The sequence below is a fragment of the Pseudomonas abietaniphila genome, assembly GCF_900100795.1.
GTDB lineage: Bacteria > Pseudomonadota > Gammaproteobacteria > Pseudomonadales > Pseudomonadaceae > Aquipseudomonas > Aquipseudomonas abietaniphila.
On the sequence record NZ_FNCO01000015.1, the window covers coordinates 75,703 to 94,112 of the forward strand.

General features: G+C 58.8%; 21 protein-coding genes. 9 read left to right on the forward strand and 12 right to left on the reverse strand.

The genetic code is table 11. The features are described from left to right. The first annotated feature begins 65 nt into the window (after positions 1–65). Positions 66–374: an RcnB family protein gene (locus tag BLS87_RS24760; protein ID WP_074756669.1), complete on the forward strand. Its 309-nt coding sequence runs from the start codon at positions 66–68 to the stop codon at positions 372–374. Positions 375–562: 188 nt separating this feature from the next. Next, positions 563–1,492 carry an AEC family transporter gene (locus tag BLS87_RS24765; protein WP_074756671.1) on the forward strand — a complete coding sequence of 310 codons (930 nt, stop codon included), beginning with the start codon at positions 563–565 and terminating at the stop codon, positions 1,490–1,492. 39 nt (positions 1,493–1,531) lie between these two features. Here the strand turns inward: BLS87_RS24765 and BLS87_RS24770 are convergent, their stop codons facing one another. Beyond that, on the reverse strand, positions 1,532–2,290 hold the full coding sequence (locus BLS87_RS24770; protein WP_074756673.1) for an SDR family NAD(P)-dependent oxidoreductase: 759 nt from the start codon (positions 2,288–2,290) through the stop codon (positions 1,532–1,534). A 124-nt stretch (positions 2,291–2,414) separates the two neighbouring features. Between BLS87_RS24770 and BLS87_RS24775 the strand changes: the two genes are divergently transcribed. The 5 genes from BLS87_RS24775 (at position 2,415) to BLS87_RS24795 (ending at position 5,930) form a co-directional block, all read left to right on the forward strand. After that, the gene (locus BLS87_RS24775) at positions 2,415–3,320 is read left to right on the forward strand and encodes a LysR family transcriptional regulator (protein WP_074756851.1); all 906 of its coding nucleotides are present in this window, start codon (positions 2,415–2,417) and stop codon (positions 3,318–3,320) included. A gap of 165 nt (positions 3,321–3,485) precedes the next feature. Then, positions 3,486–3,755, forward strand: coding sequence for a BufA1 family periplasmic bufferin-type metallophore (locus BLS87_RS24780; RefSeq protein WP_074756675.1), 270 nt, complete (start codon positions 3,486–3,488; stop codon positions 3,753–3,755). A gap of 69 nt (positions 3,756–3,824) precedes the next feature. Next, entirely contained in the window at positions 3,825–4,667 is an 843-nt protein-coding gene (gene bufB / locus BLS87_RS24785) for an MNIO family bufferin maturase (protein WP_074756677.1), read from the forward strand. Continuing rightward, the gene (locus BLS87_RS24790) at positions 4,652–5,407 is read left to right on the forward strand and encodes an HvfC/BufC N-terminal domain-containing protein (RefSeq protein ID WP_074756679.1); all 756 of its coding nucleotides are present in this window, start codon (positions 4,652–4,654) and stop codon (positions 5,405–5,407) included. The genes bufB and BLS87_RS24790 overlap by 16 nt, the downstream gene beginning before the upstream one ends. Positions 5,408–5,459: 52 nt before the next feature. Beyond that, positions 5,460–5,930: a DoxX family protein gene (locus tag BLS87_RS24795; protein WP_074756681.1), complete on the forward strand. Its 471-nt coding sequence runs from the start codon at positions 5,460–5,462 to the stop codon at positions 5,928–5,930. Positions 5,931–6,004: 74 nt separating this feature from the next. Here the strand turns inward: BLS87_RS24795 and BLS87_RS24800 are convergent, their stop codons facing one another. The 11 genes from BLS87_RS24800 to BLS87_RS24850 all read right to left on the reverse strand — a co-directional run bounded on the left by BLS87_RS24800 (position 6,005) and on the right by BLS87_RS24850 (position 16,562). Next, on the reverse strand, positions 6,005–7,573 hold the full coding sequence (locus BLS87_RS24800) for a GMC family oxidoreductase (protein ID WP_074756683.1): 1,569 nt from the start codon (positions 7,571–7,573) through the stop codon (positions 6,005–6,007). 11 nt (positions 7,574–7,584) lie between these two features. Then, the gene (locus BLS87_RS24805) at positions 7,585–8,145 is read right to left on the reverse strand and encodes a tat (twin-arginine translocation) pathway signal sequence (RefSeq protein WP_074756685.1); all 561 of its coding nucleotides are present in this window, start codon (positions 8,143–8,145) and stop codon (positions 7,585–7,587) included. A 201-nt stretch (positions 8,146–8,346) separates the two neighbouring features. Then, a complete protein-coding gene (locus BLS87_RS24810) occupies positions 8,347–8,958 on the reverse strand; it encodes a hypothetical protein (protein WP_074756687.1) in 612 nt (203 codons plus the stop codon). 159 nt (positions 8,959–9,117) lie between these two features. Next, on the reverse strand, positions 9,118–9,996 hold the full coding sequence (locus tag BLS87_RS24815) for an alpha/beta fold hydrolase (RefSeq protein ID WP_074756689.1): 879 nt from the start codon (positions 9,994–9,996) through the stop codon (positions 9,118–9,120). Positions 9,997–10,141: 145 nt separating this feature from the next. After that, positions 10,142–11,023: an alpha/beta fold hydrolase gene (locus BLS87_RS24820; RefSeq protein ID WP_074756691.1), complete on the reverse strand. Its 882-nt coding sequence runs from the start codon at positions 11,021–11,023 to the stop codon at positions 10,142–10,144. A 16-nt stretch (positions 11,024–11,039) separates the two neighbouring features. Continuing rightward, positions 11,040–11,762: a substrate-binding domain-containing protein gene (locus BLS87_RS24825; RefSeq protein ID WP_244165899.1), complete on the reverse strand. Its 723-nt coding sequence runs from the start codon at positions 11,760–11,762 to the stop codon at positions 11,040–11,042. A 95-nt stretch (positions 11,763–11,857) separates the two neighbouring features. Further along, positions 11,858–12,793, reverse strand: a complete 936-nt coding sequence (locus BLS87_RS24830; RefSeq protein WP_074756695.1) for an SMP-30/gluconolactonase/LRE family protein — start codon at positions 12,791–12,793, stop codon at positions 11,858–11,860. A 27-nt stretch (positions 12,794–12,820) separates the two neighbouring features. Continuing rightward, positions 12,821–13,765, reverse strand: coding sequence for an amidohydrolase family protein (locus BLS87_RS24835; RefSeq protein ID WP_244165900.1), 945 nt, complete (start codon positions 13,763–13,765; stop codon positions 12,821–12,823). Between the two features lie 60 nt (positions 13,766–13,825). Beyond that, entirely contained in the window at positions 13,826–14,644 is an 819-nt protein-coding gene (locus BLS87_RS24840; protein WP_074756697.1) for an SDR family NAD(P)-dependent oxidoreductase, read from the reverse strand. Continuing rightward, on the reverse strand, positions 14,637–15,215 hold the full coding sequence (locus BLS87_RS24845) for a carboxymuconolactone decarboxylase family protein (RefSeq protein WP_074756700.1): 579 nt from the start codon (positions 15,213–15,215) through the stop codon (positions 14,637–14,639). The genes BLS87_RS24840 and BLS87_RS24845 overlap by 8 nt, the downstream gene beginning before the upstream one ends. Positions 15,216–15,227: 12 nt before the next feature. Continuing rightward, positions 15,228–16,562 (reverse strand): cation:dicarboxylate symporter family transporter, encoded by a 1,335-nt coding sequence (locus tag BLS87_RS24850; RefSeq protein ID WP_074756701.1) that lies wholly within the window; start codon positions 16,560–16,562, stop codon positions 15,228–15,230. A gap of 168 nt (positions 16,563–16,730) precedes the next feature. Between BLS87_RS24850 and BLS87_RS24855 the strand changes: the two genes are divergently transcribed. Both BLS87_RS24855 and BLS87_RS24860 read left to right on the forward strand, forming a co-directional pair. Continuing rightward, a complete protein-coding gene (locus tag BLS87_RS24855) occupies positions 16,731–17,669 on the forward strand; it encodes a LysR family transcriptional regulator (RefSeq protein WP_074756703.1) in 939 nt (312 codons plus the stop codon). A 138-nt stretch (positions 17,670–17,807) separates the two neighbouring features. Next, on the forward strand, positions 17,808–18,386 hold the full coding sequence (locus tag BLS87_RS24860; protein WP_208605196.1) for a DUF1349 domain-containing protein: 579 nt from the start codon (positions 17,808–17,810) through the stop codon (positions 18,384–18,386). Positions 18,387–18,410: the final 24 nt, after the last annotated feature.

Here is an 18,410-nt window from a genome sequence, read left to right on the forward strand (position 1 = left end):
TGATTCACGCCTGACAAGGTCGGAGGTAGTGAACAGCGCATTACGCACTGGATAAGGAGCTTCGAATGAAAAACAAATCGCTCATCGCCGGTCTGACGATTCTGGGCTGTGTTTCACTCGCCAGTTTCGCGGTGCAGGCCGAAGACGCACCTGCGCAGACTGTTCAATCCTCCAAGGACAACCTGCGCGATCTCGAGAAGGGTGACCGCGCGCCGGAAAAATTCCAGCGCCCTGACGCCGCCATCAAGGACTGGAAGGCCAAAGGTCTGAAAGAGCCTTCCAAGCAAAGCCAATGGGTGCGCATCAACGATAAGTATGTCGAAGTGCAAACTACCAACGGCCAGATCACCGACATCACCCCCGTCAAGAAATGAGCCTTCTGGGTGCCCGATATCACTCGGGCACCCTTCCTGCTTCTTACGCCGAGCGCTCTGGACCAAGCCTCCGCGCCAATAAAATCGACGCCTATCAGGCAAGAAAGGTTGGACGCTAACGATTTCCGACCTTAATCTTTGCCGCTTGTTTCAGCGTGTTGCCGTCAAACACCAAGGGCCGAGATCCGATGTCATCCGTTTTAAACGTCCTATTGCCGATCTTTGCCTTGATTCTGGTCGGTTACCTCTGCCGTCGCACCAACCGTCTGGGCCCGACTGCCGCGTCTGAGATTAACCGGATGGTGGTCTGGTTGTGCCTGCCCGCCTTGCTGTTCACGGCAACCGCAACCGCCACTTGGGAACAGATCTGGCACCCCGGGTTCGTGGCGGTGTTCACCCTTTCCACAATGGCGATGTTCGTCATCACCCTGCTCATCCGGCGCAAGAAAGCCGGGCACTTTGCCGACGCCAGCATTGACGCACTCAGCGCTTCCTACGCCAACACGGGCTACATCGGCATCCCGCTGTGTGTGATGGTGCTGGGGCACAATGGCCTCGAACCGGCCTTGATCGCCTCGCTGCTGGTGGTCTGCGTGCTGTTCGGCATTGCGCTGGTGTGCATCGAGATCGGCTTGCAAAGCGAAGCGCAGGTGCATCGCATCGTCCTCAAAGTGCTGAAGGCGCTGGCGAAGAATCCGCTGGTGGTGTCGCCTATTCTCGGCGCGTGCTGGGCCTCGACCGGCATCCCGCTGCCCGGGGCACTGGACAAGTTTCTCAGCCTTTTAGGTGCGGCAACGACGCCGTGCGCGCTGATTTCCCTCGGCCTTTTTCTGGCCCACAAACACCAAGGCCCGCGCCATGGCACGAGCCTGTTGGTGCTGATCAAGTTGATCGCCCATCCCCTGCTGACCTGGGTCCTGGCGTTTCACGTTTTTCACCTGCCGCCATTGTGGGCCAATTCCGCGCTGCTGCTCAGCGCGCTGCCCACCGGGACCGGCCCTTTCATGTTGGCCGAATACTACAAGCGCGAAGCGTCGGTGGTGTCCAGTACGATCCTGATCTCAACCCTGGGCTCGCTGGTGACCTTGTCGTTGTGCATCTATTACATCAACGGCTAGACCTCAGCCGTCCCCACGCGAGACGAAATTGCCGTCAGCTCACACGAACATCCCGCCAGACGCCTCGATGCGCTGCGCCGTGATCCAGCGCCCGCCGTCGCTCAGCAGCATCGCAATCGCCGCTCCGATGTCATCAGGCAAACCGGCGCGTTTCATCGCGGTGTTCGCGGCCACCCAGGCGTTGACGTCTTTGTTATCGCGCACGGTGCCGCCGCCGAAATCGGTCTCGATGGCGCCAGGGGCCAATGCGTTCACCGTAATGCCTCGAGGACCCAGCTCGTTGGCCAAATAACGTGTCCAGACCTCAACAGCGCCTTTCATCGAGGCGTAGGCGGCGTAGCCGATTGGCGAGAAGCGCGCCAGACCCGACGACAGGTTAACGATGCGACCGCTATCGGCGATCAGTGGCAGCAGTTTCTGGGTCAGGAAGAACGGGCCTTTGAAGTGCACGTTCATCAACTGATCGAACTGCGCCTCGGTGGTTTCAGCACAACTGGCGTACAGGCCGATACCCGCGTTGTTCACCAGGTAGTCAAAACGTTCCGCTTTGAAATAACCACTGAGCAGCGCCGACACCTGCGTTGCAAAGGTCTCGAACCCACCGCTGTCGCCAACGTCCAGTTGCAGCATCCTGGCCTTGCCGCCCAGCGCCTCAATCTCGGCGACAACGCTGCGCGCTTCGTCTTCACGGCTGCGGTAGGTGCCAATGATGTCGATGCCCTGTCTGGCCAAATGCAGCGCGGTGCTCTTGCCCAGGCCACGGCTGGCGCCAGTGATAATCGCGATCTTGTTGCTCATCGGTGTTTCCTCGATTGGCTGTGTTCAGTCAGTGAGGAGCAGAGTATTGTTCGATCGGGCTTTGATAAACGCCCATCCAACGAAATGACTGATCGTCAGTGACGAACAATCGAGGGTGATGCCGATGAACAAACTCGAACTGCTGAAGACCTTCGTTCGCGTGGCCGAGCTTTCAAGCTTCACCTTGGCCAGTGACGCACTCGGCCTGCCCCGCTCCAGTGTGTCCGAGCAGATTCGTGCCCTTGAGCAACTGATGAATACACGCCTGTTGCTGCGCACCACCCGCAAGGTGCAAACCACCCCGGACGGTCAGGTGCTGTATGAGCGCAGCAAAGACCTGCTGGCGCAGATGGACGAAGTCGAAAGCCTGTTTCGCCAGGACAATGCGGCGCTCAGCGGGCGCCTGCGGGTCGACATGCCCACTGCCATGGCACGCAGGCTGGTGCTGCCACGCCTGAGGGAGTTCATCGACCGGCATCCCCTCATTGAAATGGAAATCAGCAGCACCGACCGCCGCGTCGACCTCGTGCGCGAGGGCTTCGATTGCGTCATACGCGTGGGCGAGCTGCCTGACACCTCGTTGGTCGCGCGCAACGTCGGCCACTTCAACATGATCAATTGCGTCAGCGCAGGCTACGCCGAGCGTTATGGCGTGCCACACACGCTGGAAGACCTGCAGCAGCACCTGTTGATCGATTACGTCAGCGCCTTCGGCGCAGGCAACGCGATGTTCGAATACCACCGCGACGGCAAGGACCATCGCATCGCCATGCCCAGCAGCGTCAAGGTGAACAACGTTGAAGCCTACGAAGCCGCCTGCCTCGGCGGACTGGGCATCGTCCAGTCGCCGCTTTTGTCCAAGGAACATCAACTGCAACGTGGCGGCCTGGTAGAGATTCTGCCCGACTACAAGCCGGCGCCGATGCCCGTCTCGCTGCTCTATGCCCACCGCCGCCACTTGCCGCAACGTTGCCGGGTGTTCATGGACTGGATGGAAGGCCTGTTGGTGGAATATGGCGTGGTGCGGTGATCGTTTCGGCGCAGCCATGCGTCGCTGAAAACTTTTTCAAAAATATTTATGTCTGGCTGTAACCGTCTTCGTTTCTCCAGCGAACTACCTTTCGGATCAGATGCACAGCGTCACTTAAACGCCGGTGCTGCGACCACCCTCAATCAAGGTAATTGGAGAAACAACATGAACAACATCAAACTCGCTGCCGCTGCTCTGGCTTTCGCTTCCATGGCTTCCGGCGCAATGGCCGCTGAAAAGATGGCCGCTCCTGCCATGGAAAAATGCTACGGCGTGGCCATGGCCGGCAAGAACGATTGCAAGGCTGGCGCTGGCACAACCTGCGCAGGCACCGCCAAGACCGACTACCAGACCAACGCCTGGAAGAACGTTCCAGCCGGCACCTGCACCTCGATCAAAACCCCACACGGCATGGGCTCGCTGACCTCGATGTAATTCGAGCGCTCGCGAAAGCGAACGCGCGAAGCAATACCGTCAACACCATCGCAAGGGCAGGCGTCGATCATGAACACATCACTCACACTGGGTGCCGGACTGGGCCTCAAGGCCGACCACTACGAAGCCGCGTTTGACTGCGCTGCCAAGGGTGTGTGGTTTGAAGTCCATCCGGAAAACTACATGATCGACGGCGGCCCGCGCCTGGCATGGCTGGAAACGATTGGCAGCCGTCACCCGCTGTCACTGCACGGTGTGTCACTGTCCCTGGCGGCCGATTGTCCGCCCGATCTCGAACACCTGCAGCGGCTCAAGGCACTTGCCGACCGCGTTCAGCCAGCCCTTGTTTCCGAACACCTCGCCTGGTCCACCTGGCGGGGTCAGTACCATCCCGATCTGCTGCCCTTCCCTCGCACCGAGCACGCCCTGCAGCGGATTGCCGACAACATTCAGCGCACGCAAGACGTTCTCCAGCGGCGCATCGCCGTCGAGAACCCAAGTCACTACGTGCAGCTTGAAGGTCACGCGTTCAGTGAGACTGAGTTTCTCGCCGAACTGAGCGCGCGCACCGGCTGCGGCCTGTTGCTGGACATCAACAACGTGTTTCTCAGCGCCCACAACATGGGCTATGACGCCAACGCCTACGTCGACGGATTTCCCGGCGACGCCATTATGGAAATTCATCTGGCCGGGCACAGCACCGACCCTGGAGGTGCTGGCTTGCTGATCGATTCCCACGACGCCCCGGTGGCAGAGCCCGTCTGGACCTTGTACCAGCGCTTGATTCAGCGCGTGGGCCCACGGCCGACACTGATCGAACGGGACGACCATATCCCTGCGTTCGGTGAGCTGTTGCTGGAACGCGACCGTGCTCAAACCCTGCTGGAGGGTCTTTCATGCAACCGTCTCTGACCGATTTTCAGGACCTCTTCGTCGAGGCGTTGTACAACCCCGAAGCGGACAGCCTCACCCTGCTCACCGACCAGCCTGGTTTTTCGGTGTACCGCAACACGGTGATGAAGGGTGCCGTGGACGCTTTGCAAGCCAACTTCCCTACGGTGGAGCGTCTGGTAGGCAGCGAATGGTTTCTGGCGGCGGCTGCGATTCACGCACGTCACGCGCCGCCGGTCGATGCGCGGCTGGTGTACCACGGCAGCGGATTTCCCGCGTTTCTCGACCGCTTCGAACACGCGCAGCAGATGCCCTATCTCGGCAATGTCGCGCGGCTCGATCTGCTGTGGAACCAGTGCCATACCGCCCATGAAGAGCCCGGTGTCGATGTCAACCGCCTTGCCAGTCTGGCGCCTGAAGAGTTGGCCACGCTCGTGCTCAAACCCCGTCGTGCCGCGCAATGGCTTTGGTTTGCCGAGCAACCGGTCTTCACGATCTGGCGGCACAACCGCGAACAAATTCCGATGCCCGAAGACCTTGCCTGGCACGGCGAAGGCGCGCTGCTGGTCCGCAGTGGCGGTGTCGTCACCTGGCACGCGCTGACGGTCGGCGAATGTGCCTTTCTCGATGCCTGCAAAGCGGGTGCACCGCTGGAGCACGCCGCGAAACAAGCGACCGAGGTCGAGCCGTCACTGGACATGCTTGACCTGCTGACACGGCTGGTCGGCGCCGACGCGTTTACAACAACCGAGCCTGCCTGACGGCCCACCCCCGAACCTGAAAGCCCTTACCCAAGGGCAAATGGAGAACACCATGGACACCGTACGCACCGACTATGCGGGGCATAAATCCCTGCGCGCCATCTGGGGCCGTGCCGCAGACCGCCTGCACCTGCTGATCAACGATTCGTTGCTGTCACTGGTGGCACGCTTTGCCATTGCTGGCGTGTTCCTGATGTCCGGCCGGACCAAGGTGGAAGGTTTTCTGACCATCACCGACAGCACCTACGAGCTGTTCCGCACCGAATACAAACTGCCGCTGGTGCCCCCGGAAATCGCCGCGCACATGGCGGCCTATGCCGAGCATCTGTTTCCAGTGCTGCTGATCCTGGGCTTGTTTTCACGGTTGTCGGCATTTGCGCTATTGGGCATGACCACCGTGATCGAGGTGTTCGTCTACCCCGATGCCTGGGCCACGCACCTGACCTGGGCAGGACTGCTGCTGATTATCATCGCCAAGGGCGCGGGCAAACTGTCGCTGGACCACAGACTGGGGATCAAGTAGGACAGCGCCCGTTAAAGGCGCGGGCGTGCTCTGCGACCCAGAGCACGCCCGCGACAACGGGGGCTGGAGCAAACTCAGACCGCCCGGGTCTTCAACGCCTGCGCGATGAACTCCGCCTGCCGGATGGCCAGTGTCACAATGGTCAGCGTCGGGTTTTCTCCGGCACTGGTGGTGAACTGGCTGCCGTCGGAGATGAACAGGTTAGGGATTTCATGGCTCTGCCCATGCTTGTTGCACACCCCGTCCTGCGCCTTTTCGCTCATGCGGCACGTGCCCAGGTTGTGGGTCGACGGGTACGGCGGCACCCGAAACGTCTTGACGGCGCCGACCGACGAATACAACGCCTCACCCTGCTTGAACGCATGCTCGCGCATGGCCAAATCGTTGGGGTGATCGTCGTAATGCACGTTGGGCACCGGCAAGCCGTACTTGTCTTTGACGCTGTCATTGAGGGTAATGCGGTTGCTCTCCTGGGGCATGTCCTCGCCCACGATCCACATCGCCGCCAGCTTGCTGTACTGCTCCATGACATCGGTGAACTCCCGGCCCCATGCGCCGGGGTTGAAAAACGCCGCCAGAAACGATGGGCCCAGGGAGACTGTTTCCATCTCGTAACCGCCCACAAAACCGCGATCGGGCTTGTGATGAATCTCATCACCGATGAGCCCGGCCATGATCGTGCCGCGATAAAAGTGGACCTCTTCGTTAAACGAGGCGAAAACGCTGCCCGTGGTGTGACGCATGTAGTGTTTGCCGACCATCCCCGAACCGTTGGCCAGACCATTCGGAAACTGGCTGCTGGACGAATTGAGCAGCAATCGCGGGGTTTCGATGGAGTTACCGGCCACCGCGACCACCCTCGCCTTCTGCCGCTGCTCCTTGCCCTGCGCGTCGAAATACACCACCGCACTCGCCCGCCCCTTGTCGTCGTGCTCGATCTTCGCGACGTGGCACTGGGCCCGCAGCTCCAGCTTGCCGGTGGCTTCGGCGGCGGGGATTTCGGTGTAGAGCGTCGACCATTTCGCGCCCATCTTGCAGCCCTGGAAACAAAAGCCCAGTTGCTGACAGCCAGCGCGCCCGGCACGCGGTGCGCTGTTGATCGCCATGTGCCCGGTCGAGCACTCCTTGTAACCCATCTTCTGCGCGCCGTTGTACATCACTTTGAAGTTGTTGTTGCCCGGCAGACCTTCGATGTTGTTGGTGCGGGTCACGCCCATCTTGTCTTCGGCACGGGCGTAGTACGGCTCGAGTTCCGCCAGGGTAACAGGCCAGTTCAACAGGTTAGCGCCCTCGACTTTGCCGTAAGTGTCGAGCGCGCGGAATTCGTGTTCCTGAAAGCGCAGGCTCGCGCCCGCCCAGTGCGTGGTCGTCCCGCCTACTGTCTTGCAGATCCAGGCCGGCAGATTCGGAAAATCCTTCGCCACACGCCAGCTGCCTGACGTGGTGCGGGTGTCGCCCCATGCCAGCTGTGCAAACGAAGGCCATTCGTCGTTGATGAACGTGCCCGGCGATTGCCGCGCCCCCGCTTCCAGCAGCACCACCGGCACGCCCTTCTGGCACAGCTCGTTCGCCAGGGTTCCGCCGCCCGCGCCGGAGCCGATGATTACCACCACTGAATCGTCGTCAAAATTGTAGGTCGTCATGAGTGCGCTCCTCAGGCAGGGACATTCGGGCTGGCATCGACAGGCGGGTTCGGCAACCATTTCAGGTCGTTGAAACCGCGATGGATGTAACCGCCCTTGGGGAAGGAAGCGCCTTCATAACCGAAGTGTTTGTAGGCCAGTTCGTTGCTGTACAGGCTGTTGACGGAGACACCGCGTACCAGCGCGAAGAAAGGGTCGGATTGAATGTCTTTGAGAAACCCGACCTGCTTGTCTTCGGGCAACTTGCTCCAGTCGCCGCCGGCACGCTGGTCGAGATCGGCCAGCCCTTTTTTCAGGGTGTCGGCGACGCTCGGGTCCTGGGAGGCCTTCTCATCGAGGGCTTTGACGGAAAACGCATAAACCGCGTCTTCCATGGTGTCGTGAGGGAATATGCGACGGATGACCAGCAACAGCCTGCTGCCGGTAGCGCTGTCCAGCGTGTTCATCTCCAAGGCCCATGTCCGGCTTGGAGCAAGCAGTGCAATAGGGCCGGAACCGAATAACAGCGTTCCCAGGAGCAGTCCACCGCTTCCTTGCAAAAAGCGGCGACGATCGAGCTTCAGGTCTCTCATGGCTTTTGTCCTTATTATTTTTTTTGTCGGTGCAGTCAACCTCACTGGATAGTAGTAGCGCCGTCGGCGGAAAGGTAATAGCGAGCTACTACGTCGCTATAAGAGCGTAGCGCAGACCCGGTTGCAGTAACGTGGCGTGTGCCTGGGCCCCACGCGGAGCCGCAGCGGCCCCCGGCTGCCTGTCACTCGGCAGGTTGAGAGTCAGCGTTGGTAGCGGATGTAGATGTTGATCATCCGGGTGCCCACGCCTTCAACTCGGGAAAGAAGGGTGACGTCCTGCTGAGTGATGATGTGATCAAAACCGAGCACGCCCACCACTTGCTTATCGCTTCTGCACCATTGAGCTTCCGTCACGCCCGTTAACGATTCGACCCTGGTGAGGACTTGCTGCAGAAGCCCTTCAAAATGCCCCGCGTCATCAAGGGTCCACATGATGAGGCAGAGACAGGTGGCATTCGAATGGGTCGCTTTTTGAGAAAACACCTCCAGAGCAAGTCGTTGCCTTCCAAGGGTTCTTGGGAGAACACGCTTGCTCCAGGGACTGTTGTTCGAGCCCGAGATTGCCAAATAATCAGGCGAATCGAACACGCCGAAATCCCTCAACTTATAACGCGCCAAGTATCGAGGCCAGCCGGCGATTGCAACCCAGCGCTCTCCACTGACGAATCCCGGCACCCCCATCCTTTGAGGGAAGTGTTCAAAGTCATACCAGTCATTGAATTCCTCTTCCAGCGGAGCAGGAGGCTCCAGCAACACCAGCAGTAGCGCTGCGCTTTGTGGAATTTCATGGAGACGATCAGGCGAGTGGGTCATGTTCAAACTCGGATGTGTGCCAGGCACTGCGCTTCTCCCCGGCAGCAGACAGGACGTAGACCGTGTCCGGGGGAGAAGCGTGTTTGGGCTTTTGCGCGCGACTATACGGACGTCCTGAGCCGTGCGATGAATAGGTGTTGATGGTGTGAGCGACGACCTTCAGCGCTGCTCGTTCACCCTTTTCGCAAACGCAGCAATAGCATCTGCCATTTCCTTAGGGCGCTCAGGTGCCATGGCATGGCCAGCGCCTGCAATGACTGTGTGCTCAACCCGATCCCCCAGCATTGGCTTCAAAATATTCGGCAGCACGACGGCATCGTGCTGCCCCTGAAGATCGAGAATGGGGACGCTGTTGCCCCCTGACCAATAGCTATCGACTGGAGTGGAATCACGCGCATGATCCTGAGCTTTGTGTGTCTCGTCGTACCATCCGGTCAGCCAGGCTTTTGGGTCATTGCCAGGCGCAAAAAAAGCTTCCTGCAGGTAAGCGATTCTCTTTGCTTCAGGGAGTGAATAGTCGCCTGCGCCTTTGATCGCTTCGATCATCCGCCCATAAGGCTTTTCCGATGAGCCTGGCGGGAGCTTGCCGATGGAGGCCGCTGCCAGCACGATTCCTTTCACTAAATCCGGTCGGTCTACTGCCAGGACACGTGCAGGCTGACTGCCCCAGGCGTGACCCACCACGATAGCCGGCCCGGTGTGCGCCTTGTCCATGATCAGCGCGACGTCAGCTGCGAAGTCATGCAGCGTTGGATTCTCCATGGGTGCCCTGCTGCCGTTCACACCTCTCGGTTCAGGTCGGATGACCCTGTAGCCGTCATCAGCAAGGAAGCTGGCTACGCGATCATAGTCATGAGCGCCCCGACCCTTTGAGGGCAAAATCACGATCACATTACCGCTACCTTGATCAAACGCCTCAATGTGAACGTCCCCATTTTCGGCAGTGATCATTCGAACCACAGGAGCTTCCTCCGCTGAACAGCTGATAGCGAACAAACCAGAAAGCATCAATATAGGTAAAGCCGGATTCAAACGCATGCGTGGACCTTTTGTTTTTGTTCAAGAGAGAAACGAATCGGCTAAAGAGTGGAGTGCCCTGCACCGCCGACATCAGCTTGAGTACGAATACGCGTTCATCGACAGGACAGGCAGCAGTGGCTACCTGTCCTGAACCAAGGGCGAATTACTGCTTGGCGTACTGCGTTTTAGCGAAGGTTGCGATGGCGTCGGCCATCGCCTTGGGTTGCTCAGGCGCCATGGCATGCCCAGCATCTTTGAGCACCACGATCTGCACCCGATCACCCAGCATGCTTTTCAGCACACCAGAGAACCGTCGAGGCGCCACGGTATCTGCCTCACCTTGCAAATCCAGAATAGGAACGGTGCCGGCTGCAAAGTAATCATCGACCGGCGTGGTATTACGGGCGTGGGACTCAGCTTCGTGAGTTTCGTCATGCCAGCCGTTCAGCCAGACGGCCGGGTCGTTGCCAGGTGCAAAGAACGCTTTGCGCAGATAGATCAGACGTTGCTCCTTGCTGAGACTGAGGTCACCGGCGCCATCGATTGCCTGGCGCATTTCTGCATTGATCGGTTTTTCCGTCGATCCAGGCGGCACTTTCCCCGCCGATGCAGCGGCCAGCACGACGCCACGCACCAGGTCCGGGCGGTCGGCAGCGAGCATGCGAGCGGGGAAGTTGCCCCAGGCGTGCCCTACTACAACCACCGGCCCTTTATTTTCGTGTTCAACGACCGCTGCCACGTCCTTCGCGAAATCATGCACCGAGAGATTTTCCATTGGGCCTTTGCTCTGACCAATGCCACGCGGTTCCGGGCGCACTACCCGGAAACCATCCGCTTGCAGATAGTTGGCGACTTGATCGTAGTCACGACCGGAACGGCCCAACGAGGGGAGCATTACGATGATCGGCCCTTTACCTTGTGAATTGACCTCGATCTGGACATTGCCGTAGCGGACAACATCTTGCTTGACTGGAGTCCCCGCCAACGCAACGGCAGCGGTCAGGCTCAAGGTTGCAGCAAACAGAAAACGTGAGATTTTTTTCATTGTCATGTTCCTCGGCTTAGTGAGATTTCGCAGGCTCAAGGCCGCTTTTCACGAGCAGTTCACGGGCTTCGTCGCTATTAAGAAAGGCAATGAATTCCTTGGCAGGTTTTGAGTGGGGCGATTGCCCGGCGACGGCCGCACAGAAGCGGCTGACCTTTTGAACCGCGTCGGGAAGCGGCCCCAGATAGTCCACGCCAGGGGTAACCTTCAGCTCACTCACCTGCTGCATTCCGATGTCGGCTTCACCTCGGGCCAGCGCTGTTCCTACAAGCTCCTTCCCTTCAACTTCAACCGTTTTGCCTTTGACCTGATCGGAAATGCCTAGCCGCTCGAAGAGTTCTGTTCTGATGAAGACGCCGCTCGCGCCTTGGGAGTAAGCGATCTTGTCAGCGTTGAGCAGAGCCGATTTCAGCGCGGCAACGGTCGAGATATCCGGTTTAGGTTTGCCGTGAGGTACGCCGACACCAATCCGCGAATCGGCAATCTCCCGGCGTGTCGCCATATCAAACGCGCCCGATGGAGCGAGCAGCTCCAGGGTCTCATCGGCCATGACGGCCAGGTCCATGGGTTCTTTATGCTTAATGCGCTGGGGAATCGACTCTGGAGACTCGCCCATGGACGGGCCCCAACTGATAGACAACGTGTTACCACTGGCCTTTTCGTATGCCGGTTGCAGCGCGGCCATCGCACCTCTGAGGGCACCGCTGGCGATGATCTTCAATTCGGTGGCGTCGGCCATCTGGGTGAACGTCAGCAGGCTGGCCAGGCCAGTCGACAGTAAAAGGGGCGCGGATGTTGTTTTTTTCATAGTGCTTCCTTCATGGCGGGGCGTTTTCAGGCGCCGCGAGTGTTAACGAACAACGAATAAAGAGAGGTCGTGGAGGCCATCAGCAGCCGGTTATTTCGCGGGCCGCCGAAGCACAGGTTGGCGCACCGCTCGGGCAGCTCGATATGACCGATTGCAGTGCCATCAGGTGCAAAGACCCTCACACCGTCGAGCGCTGCGTCGGGAGCGCCCCAACCGCACCAAAGGTTGCCGTCAACGTCTATACGCAGCCCGTCAGGCAGCCCCTCGCCGGCATCAATCAGGACGCGACGATTGCTGACCTCGCCCAGGCGATCGACGTCGTATGCAACGATCCGACGCGGTCGAGCTCTGGACTCGACCAGGTAGAGGGTTTTTTCATCGGGTGAAAACGCGAGTCCGTTGGGGCCTTCCAGATCCTCGGCGATGCACTGGACAGTCCCGGTGGAGTCAATTCGGTAAAGGTTGGCTGGCAGCGATGGAGTCCCTTGTTGACCCATGTAATCACTGACCAGGCCGAAGGGTGGATCGGTGAACCACACACTGTCGTCAGACCTCACTACGACGTCATTCGGGGAGTTCAAAGGCTTGCCTGCATAGCCGTCGGCCAACACGGTGATGCTGCCGTCATATTCTGTGCGTGAGACTCTGCGCGCCCCGTGCTCACAGACAATCAGACGGCCCTGGCGGTCTCGGGTCATACCGTTTGCCTGGCTAGAGGGCTGCCTGAACGTACTCATGGCGCCGGTCACTTCATCCCAACGCATTATTCGGTCGTTCGGCAGATCGGTGAGCAAGACATAACGACCGTCTCCAAACCAGGCGGGGCCTTCTGCCCACCGCATTCCTGTGCCCAGGCGCTCCACTTTGGCGTGGGGCAGTCGGTAGTGTTCGAACCTGGAATCAAGCACGCGTACCCGTGGATCGGGCACGCGGGTGCTTGGACGCCAACTGATTTCGTCCATTACTTACTCCTTTCAGATCAAACGTAATCAGGCGTAGAGGCGAGCCGGGTTGTCGACCATGACTGCTTTTTGCAAGGCAGGTGTGCCGCACACCTGCAGAATGAACTCCATCAACTGAGCGTCGTCGGGGACCGGGCCCTTGATATTGGGATGAGGCCAGTCTGAACCCCAGATGGCTCGCTCAGGCGCGCAATCGAGCAGTGTTCTGACTTGATCCATTGCGTGTGGCCACGGCCCCGGCGCGCCTTGCATCACCCGATCAATACCGGAGAGTTTGATCCAACGGTTCGGTCGCCCGAGCTCAGTCTCAAGTGCAGACAGCACGTCCTTGTCCACAGGCTTGGTGAAGTCCGGCCGGGCCATGTGATCGATCACCAGCGGTGTGTCGAGATCTTGCCAAGCCTGCAAAAACGGCATCAGGTCCTTTATTTCGCCATGCACGAGCACGTGCCATCCCAGTGGCGCAACCCGTTCAGCCATTTGGCGAAGCTTGATCGGATCCCGGGCCCCAGGAAGGTGCCCCATCAGGTTGAAGCGGATCCCCCTCAGGCCACCCTCGTGCAACAACTGGAGTTGCTCATCGGTGGTGTGGTCATCAATGATCCCCACACCGCGATAGCGTCCACCGCTGCTTTTGATTGCGGCCAGGATTGCGGAATGATCTGTACCGTAAGGGGCAGCCTGTACCAGCACGCCCTGACTGATGCCCAGACGTTTATGCAGGGCCAGCAACTGGGAAAATGGAGCCGGTTGTGGGGTGTACGCGGCGTTCGCCGGCAGAGGGAACTGTTCCCACGGGCCGTAGATATGCGTATGGCAATCCCACATACCCGTTAAGTTGGAGGGAGTAGACATAGTAGCTCCGAGGGACTCTTTCACCGCGCCGCCGAGCAAGCCGACGCCTGCGGCAGCCACTGCGGTTTGCTTGATAAACAGGCGGCGCGCCGCCTGGCTGAAGGACAGTTCATCCATGGTGCTTCACTCTTATTCTTATAGGGACAAGGGCAACGGCGTGCGAAGCCCCTGGGTGGATCAGTCGCAACGAGCGCTCATGCCGCCGTCCACAACGATCTCGGTTCCAGTGACAAAACGGGACTCGTCGCTGGCCAGATAAAGCGCAGCAAATGCGGTATCGCGCCCGTCCCCCATGAAACCCAGCGGGATCCGCGCGAGGCGAGAATCGAGGAGCTTGCTGACATCGCCGCCGGTGCGTTGCCCCGCCAGGCGCACTTCGACCATCGGGGTGTGCAGTTGGCCAGGAATAACAGTGTTCACGCGAATGCCTTTCGGGGCGTATTCGACTGCAGTGACCTTGGACAGATGAATAACACCGGCTTTGCTCGCGGCGTATGCAACCTGTGCCGAGCCGGTGAAGCGAATGCCGGACGTCGAAGCCGTGTTGATGATCGATCCACTCCCCTGCGCTTCCATGATCGGCAGTACGTGCTTGCAGGTGAGGAAAACACTCTTGAGGTTGAGCGCAATCTGGGCATCGAACTTGTCTTCGGTCAGGGCGACCGCGCCCCCTGCAGCAGAACCGCCGACGTTGTTCACCAGAATGTCTACCTGGCCATACGTCTCTTTGCAGGCCGCAACCATGGCAGCGACGGCGGTGCTGTCAGTGACGTCGCAGGCATAAGGGGTGACCTCACCCCCAAATTCCCGAATTCGCCCTAACGTCTCTTCCATCGCATCCAGGTTTCGATCCACTGCGAACACCTTTGCGCCAGAAGAGGCGAACAAGACTGCGACGGCACGTCCGTTGCCCCAGCCTGCGCCCACGCAGCCTGCGCCGGTCACGATAGCGACTTTGCCCTTCAGGCGATCACTGGTTGGAAGCGTATCAGTCATGGGAAATTCCTTCGCTTAAGTGAGTAGGGAGTTCGGGGGCGGCACCTGCCGGAGGTGGAACCTCGAACACCTTGATGGTCATGGAAATGAGGGTGTAGTACCCGGCAATACCCACTAGGTCGACGACGGCGTCATTGCCCAACAGGTTCGTGAACTCGCTGTAGAGTGCGTCGCTGATGCCGCGCTGGGCATGGAGTTCGCGAATAAAGCGGTACACCAACAGCTCATCTGCCTTTTTGAATGCAGGCTCAACCCCATCCCGGATCGCGTCGATGATCTCTGGGGCCAGGCCGGCCTCTAACGCAAATGGCTTGTGCGCGGCCCATTCGTACTCCGCCAGCCAGTGGCGACCCATGAGCAGGATCGCGAGTTCAGAGAGACGCGGCTCCAGGCTGCTGTCATACCGGCAATAACGTCCCAGTGCCTGGGAACACTCCGCGAGTTGCGGGCGATGCAGCCATATCGCAAGAGGGCCGCGCACACCTTTGCGGGGGCCGTTTGCAATGCGGTCATAAACCAACCGCTGGGCATCACTCATTTGCTGCGGATCGATTGGCAACAGTCGATTCATGACTTATTCCTGTCAGGAGTTCTGAGATTGAGGTTTGCGGGTCGCCTCAATGGCGCCCTCACGAGAGAGGGTGTCTGCCGATGGACGCAGAAGGGTTCGCGATGGAGTGCGGCCGGTTTCACGTTCAAAGGCTTTGGGATCGAAGGCACCTTCCCATCGGGCAATTGCGAACACGGCGATGGTGTTGCCAACGATGTTGGTCAGGGCTGTGGCAGTTGCCATGATTCGGTCAATACCGAACAGTAATCCAAGGCCGCTGAGAGGCAGGGTCTGCACGGACTGCAGGGTTGCGGCGAGCTTGATGAATGCGCCGCCGGCGACGGTGGTGCCCCCTTTGGACGTCACGCTAAGGATTGCCAGCAGCCCAAGCTGTTGCCACAGCGAAAAAGGTGTGTCGGTGGCTTGAGCGATAAAGCCGACGGCGATGGCCATGTAGATGGCTGTGCCGTCCAGGTTGAAGCTGTAGCCCGCTGGCAGTACGAAACCCACCACGACTTCATCGCAGCCGCTGCGCTTGAGCTTCTCCACCAGGCGTGGGAATGCCACCTCTCCGGATGCCGTTCCGAAGACCAGAAGGATCTCCTCTCTGATAAGGCGAAGAACGCTGCCGAATGGAAGGCCGATTGACCAACTGATCGTACCCAGCACGCCGAAAACGAAGAACAGCGACGCTGCGTAGTAAACCGCGATCAGCTTCAAGAGGTAGAGAAGCGTGTCACCGCCATAGCTGCCGATGGCCGCGGCCATCGCGCCAAATGCTCCGAGCGGGGCAAGCTTCATGATGAAACCGAGCATCTTGAACAGAATGTCCTGGGCTTCACCTATCGCCCGAACGGCGACCGAATCCTGTCCGCAGACACGATTGATGGCAATGCCGGCCAGCACCGAGATCAACAACACCTGGACGATATCGCCTTTAGCGAACGCGTCTACGAGCGTATGAGGAATCAGGCTAAGCAGATACGAAACCATCGACACACTGCCCGCCGCCGAGGTGGCTTTAACGGCTTCTGCAGACTCATTCATGCCTGTCGCATGCAGGCCGACCCCCGGCTGGACGACGTTCACCAGGACAAAGCCGACGATCATCGCGATGGTGCTGACAACCTCGAAGTACAGGAGCGACTTTATCCCCATGCGTCCGAGCTTACGCATGTCCTGAACGTGGGTCAGGCCGTGTACGAGCGTGACGAACACGATAGGCGCGAGCATCATTTTCAGCAGCGCAATGAATGCTTGTCCGATGGGCTTCATGGCGATGGCCCATTGCGGGGCGGCGAAGCCGAGGATGATCGCAGCGACGAGTGCGATGAGCACTTGCACATGCAGTTTCTTCAACTGATTCATGGCGTTTCCTCGCCCTTGGAGGGCGTCATTGTTCTTGTGATTTCGTCTGTCGCGGTGGCAAGTTGCGAACAGGCGAGGTATTTGTCAGGAGCATAGAAAAAAGCAGGGCTAGGCGCAAAAACCTTATTTTGATAAAAAGCTATGCTGAAACGGCATGGGAGTCCTGTGATGGACATAAGAGAGTTACGTTCATTTGTAAAAGTCGCGCACGCAGGTGGATTCAGCAGGGCTGCCAGAGAGCTGTTTATCGCGCAACCTGCGCTGAGTCGGCAAATTGCGAAACTGGAGGAGCAACTCCAGGTAGAGCTGTTTAACCGTCATGGTCGAGGCGTCGAGCTGACTGCGGCCGGTTCCAGGCTTCTCGAGCGTGCAGAAGTGATGCTGCGATACATGGAAGAAACGACCGATCATGTCCGCAACAGCGCGATTGAAGAGCGCGGCCACCTGGCAATCGGATTGCCTCCGTCCATTGGAGCAACGGTGGGGCCGCAGCTGATTGGCCGGTTTCGAGAGCGCTGGCCGAAAGCGTCGTTGCATGCGCTGGAAGGCCAGAGTACCTCCCTGCAGGAATGGTTACTTTCCGGACGAATTGAAGTCGCCCTTGTCTATAACCAGCCACTTTTGGAAGCGTTCGATGTGAGACCGCTCTTCAGTGAGCGCATGATCTTGGTCGGCCCACCAGAAGAAGTCTCTCGAAGCGTGCGAATCGGTGCACTCTCGGAATATCCGCTGATATTGCCAGGCTTACCTCACAGCAACCGTCGGCTTGTAGAGCAGGTTGCCGTCCAAAATGGCGTGCAGCTGAACATCATATTTGAGGTCGATAGCGTCGGCCTGACCAAGAAGCTGGTCTCTGAGGGGATGGGTTATTCAATCATTGCCCACGCGGCGGTGCAGGAAGACATTTCTAAAGGCCTTTTGGTAGGACATCCTATTGAGCGGCCTGGCATTCGATCCACCGTTTCCATGACGACTCTCAGGGACCGTCGGTTGAGCCGTCTGGCGCTGAGTTGGGAAAAAATCGTGCTGGAAACCCTGGAGGAGTTGGTAACCGTTGGTGCCTGGGCAGACGCGACTCACTGGCTGGTTCGCGAAGCAAGCCAATAGGTTTTTGACCGGCCAGATTGTCCCCGGTCCAGAGCAGAGGAAAACGGGGGCTCAACGCAAGATTCAGCTAATCAATGGTGAGGTAGCACGGTGTGTGAAAAGCAGATTGCAGCGGTCACTCAGGCCGTTGAAGCGTCCATTTGGCAAGCGGCCAGTTGGCTGAATAAACCAAGCCTTTGCCAACGCCTATCTGACGACTCTTTAGAGGTTGTCACTGACTTCCAAACCGATTTTTGGCGCGAAACTCATTACGGGTTCGTTCGAGATAGCGGACATTTCCTAGGGTTCGAAACCGCTGGAGATTTTACCGCCCAGGTCAGAGTCAACGCCGATTTTCGCGAGCTTTATGATCAAGCGGGAATCATGGTCAGGCTCAATGAGCACACCTGGCTCAAAGCCGGGATAGAGCATAACGATGGAAGCCCAATGATCTGCAGCGTGCTGACCCAAGGCAAGTCAGACTGGGCACCCAGCGGCTTTTCGGGCGACCCGAACGATTTTTGGCTTCGTCTGACCGTTTCCGAGGGTGTGCTGCGCTTGCAATATTCAACGGATAGCAAGACTTGGCCCTTGCTCAGGCTTGCCCCATTTCCAAAGGCAGAAAGCTATACGGTTGGCCCCATGTGCTGCACACCTCAGCGGCAGGGTTTGAAAGTAAGGTTTTCTGAATGGTCGCTGAGCCAGCCTCTCGGACGAGACCTGCATGATTTGAGCTAGCCAATCGGTGGTGATACGCGACGC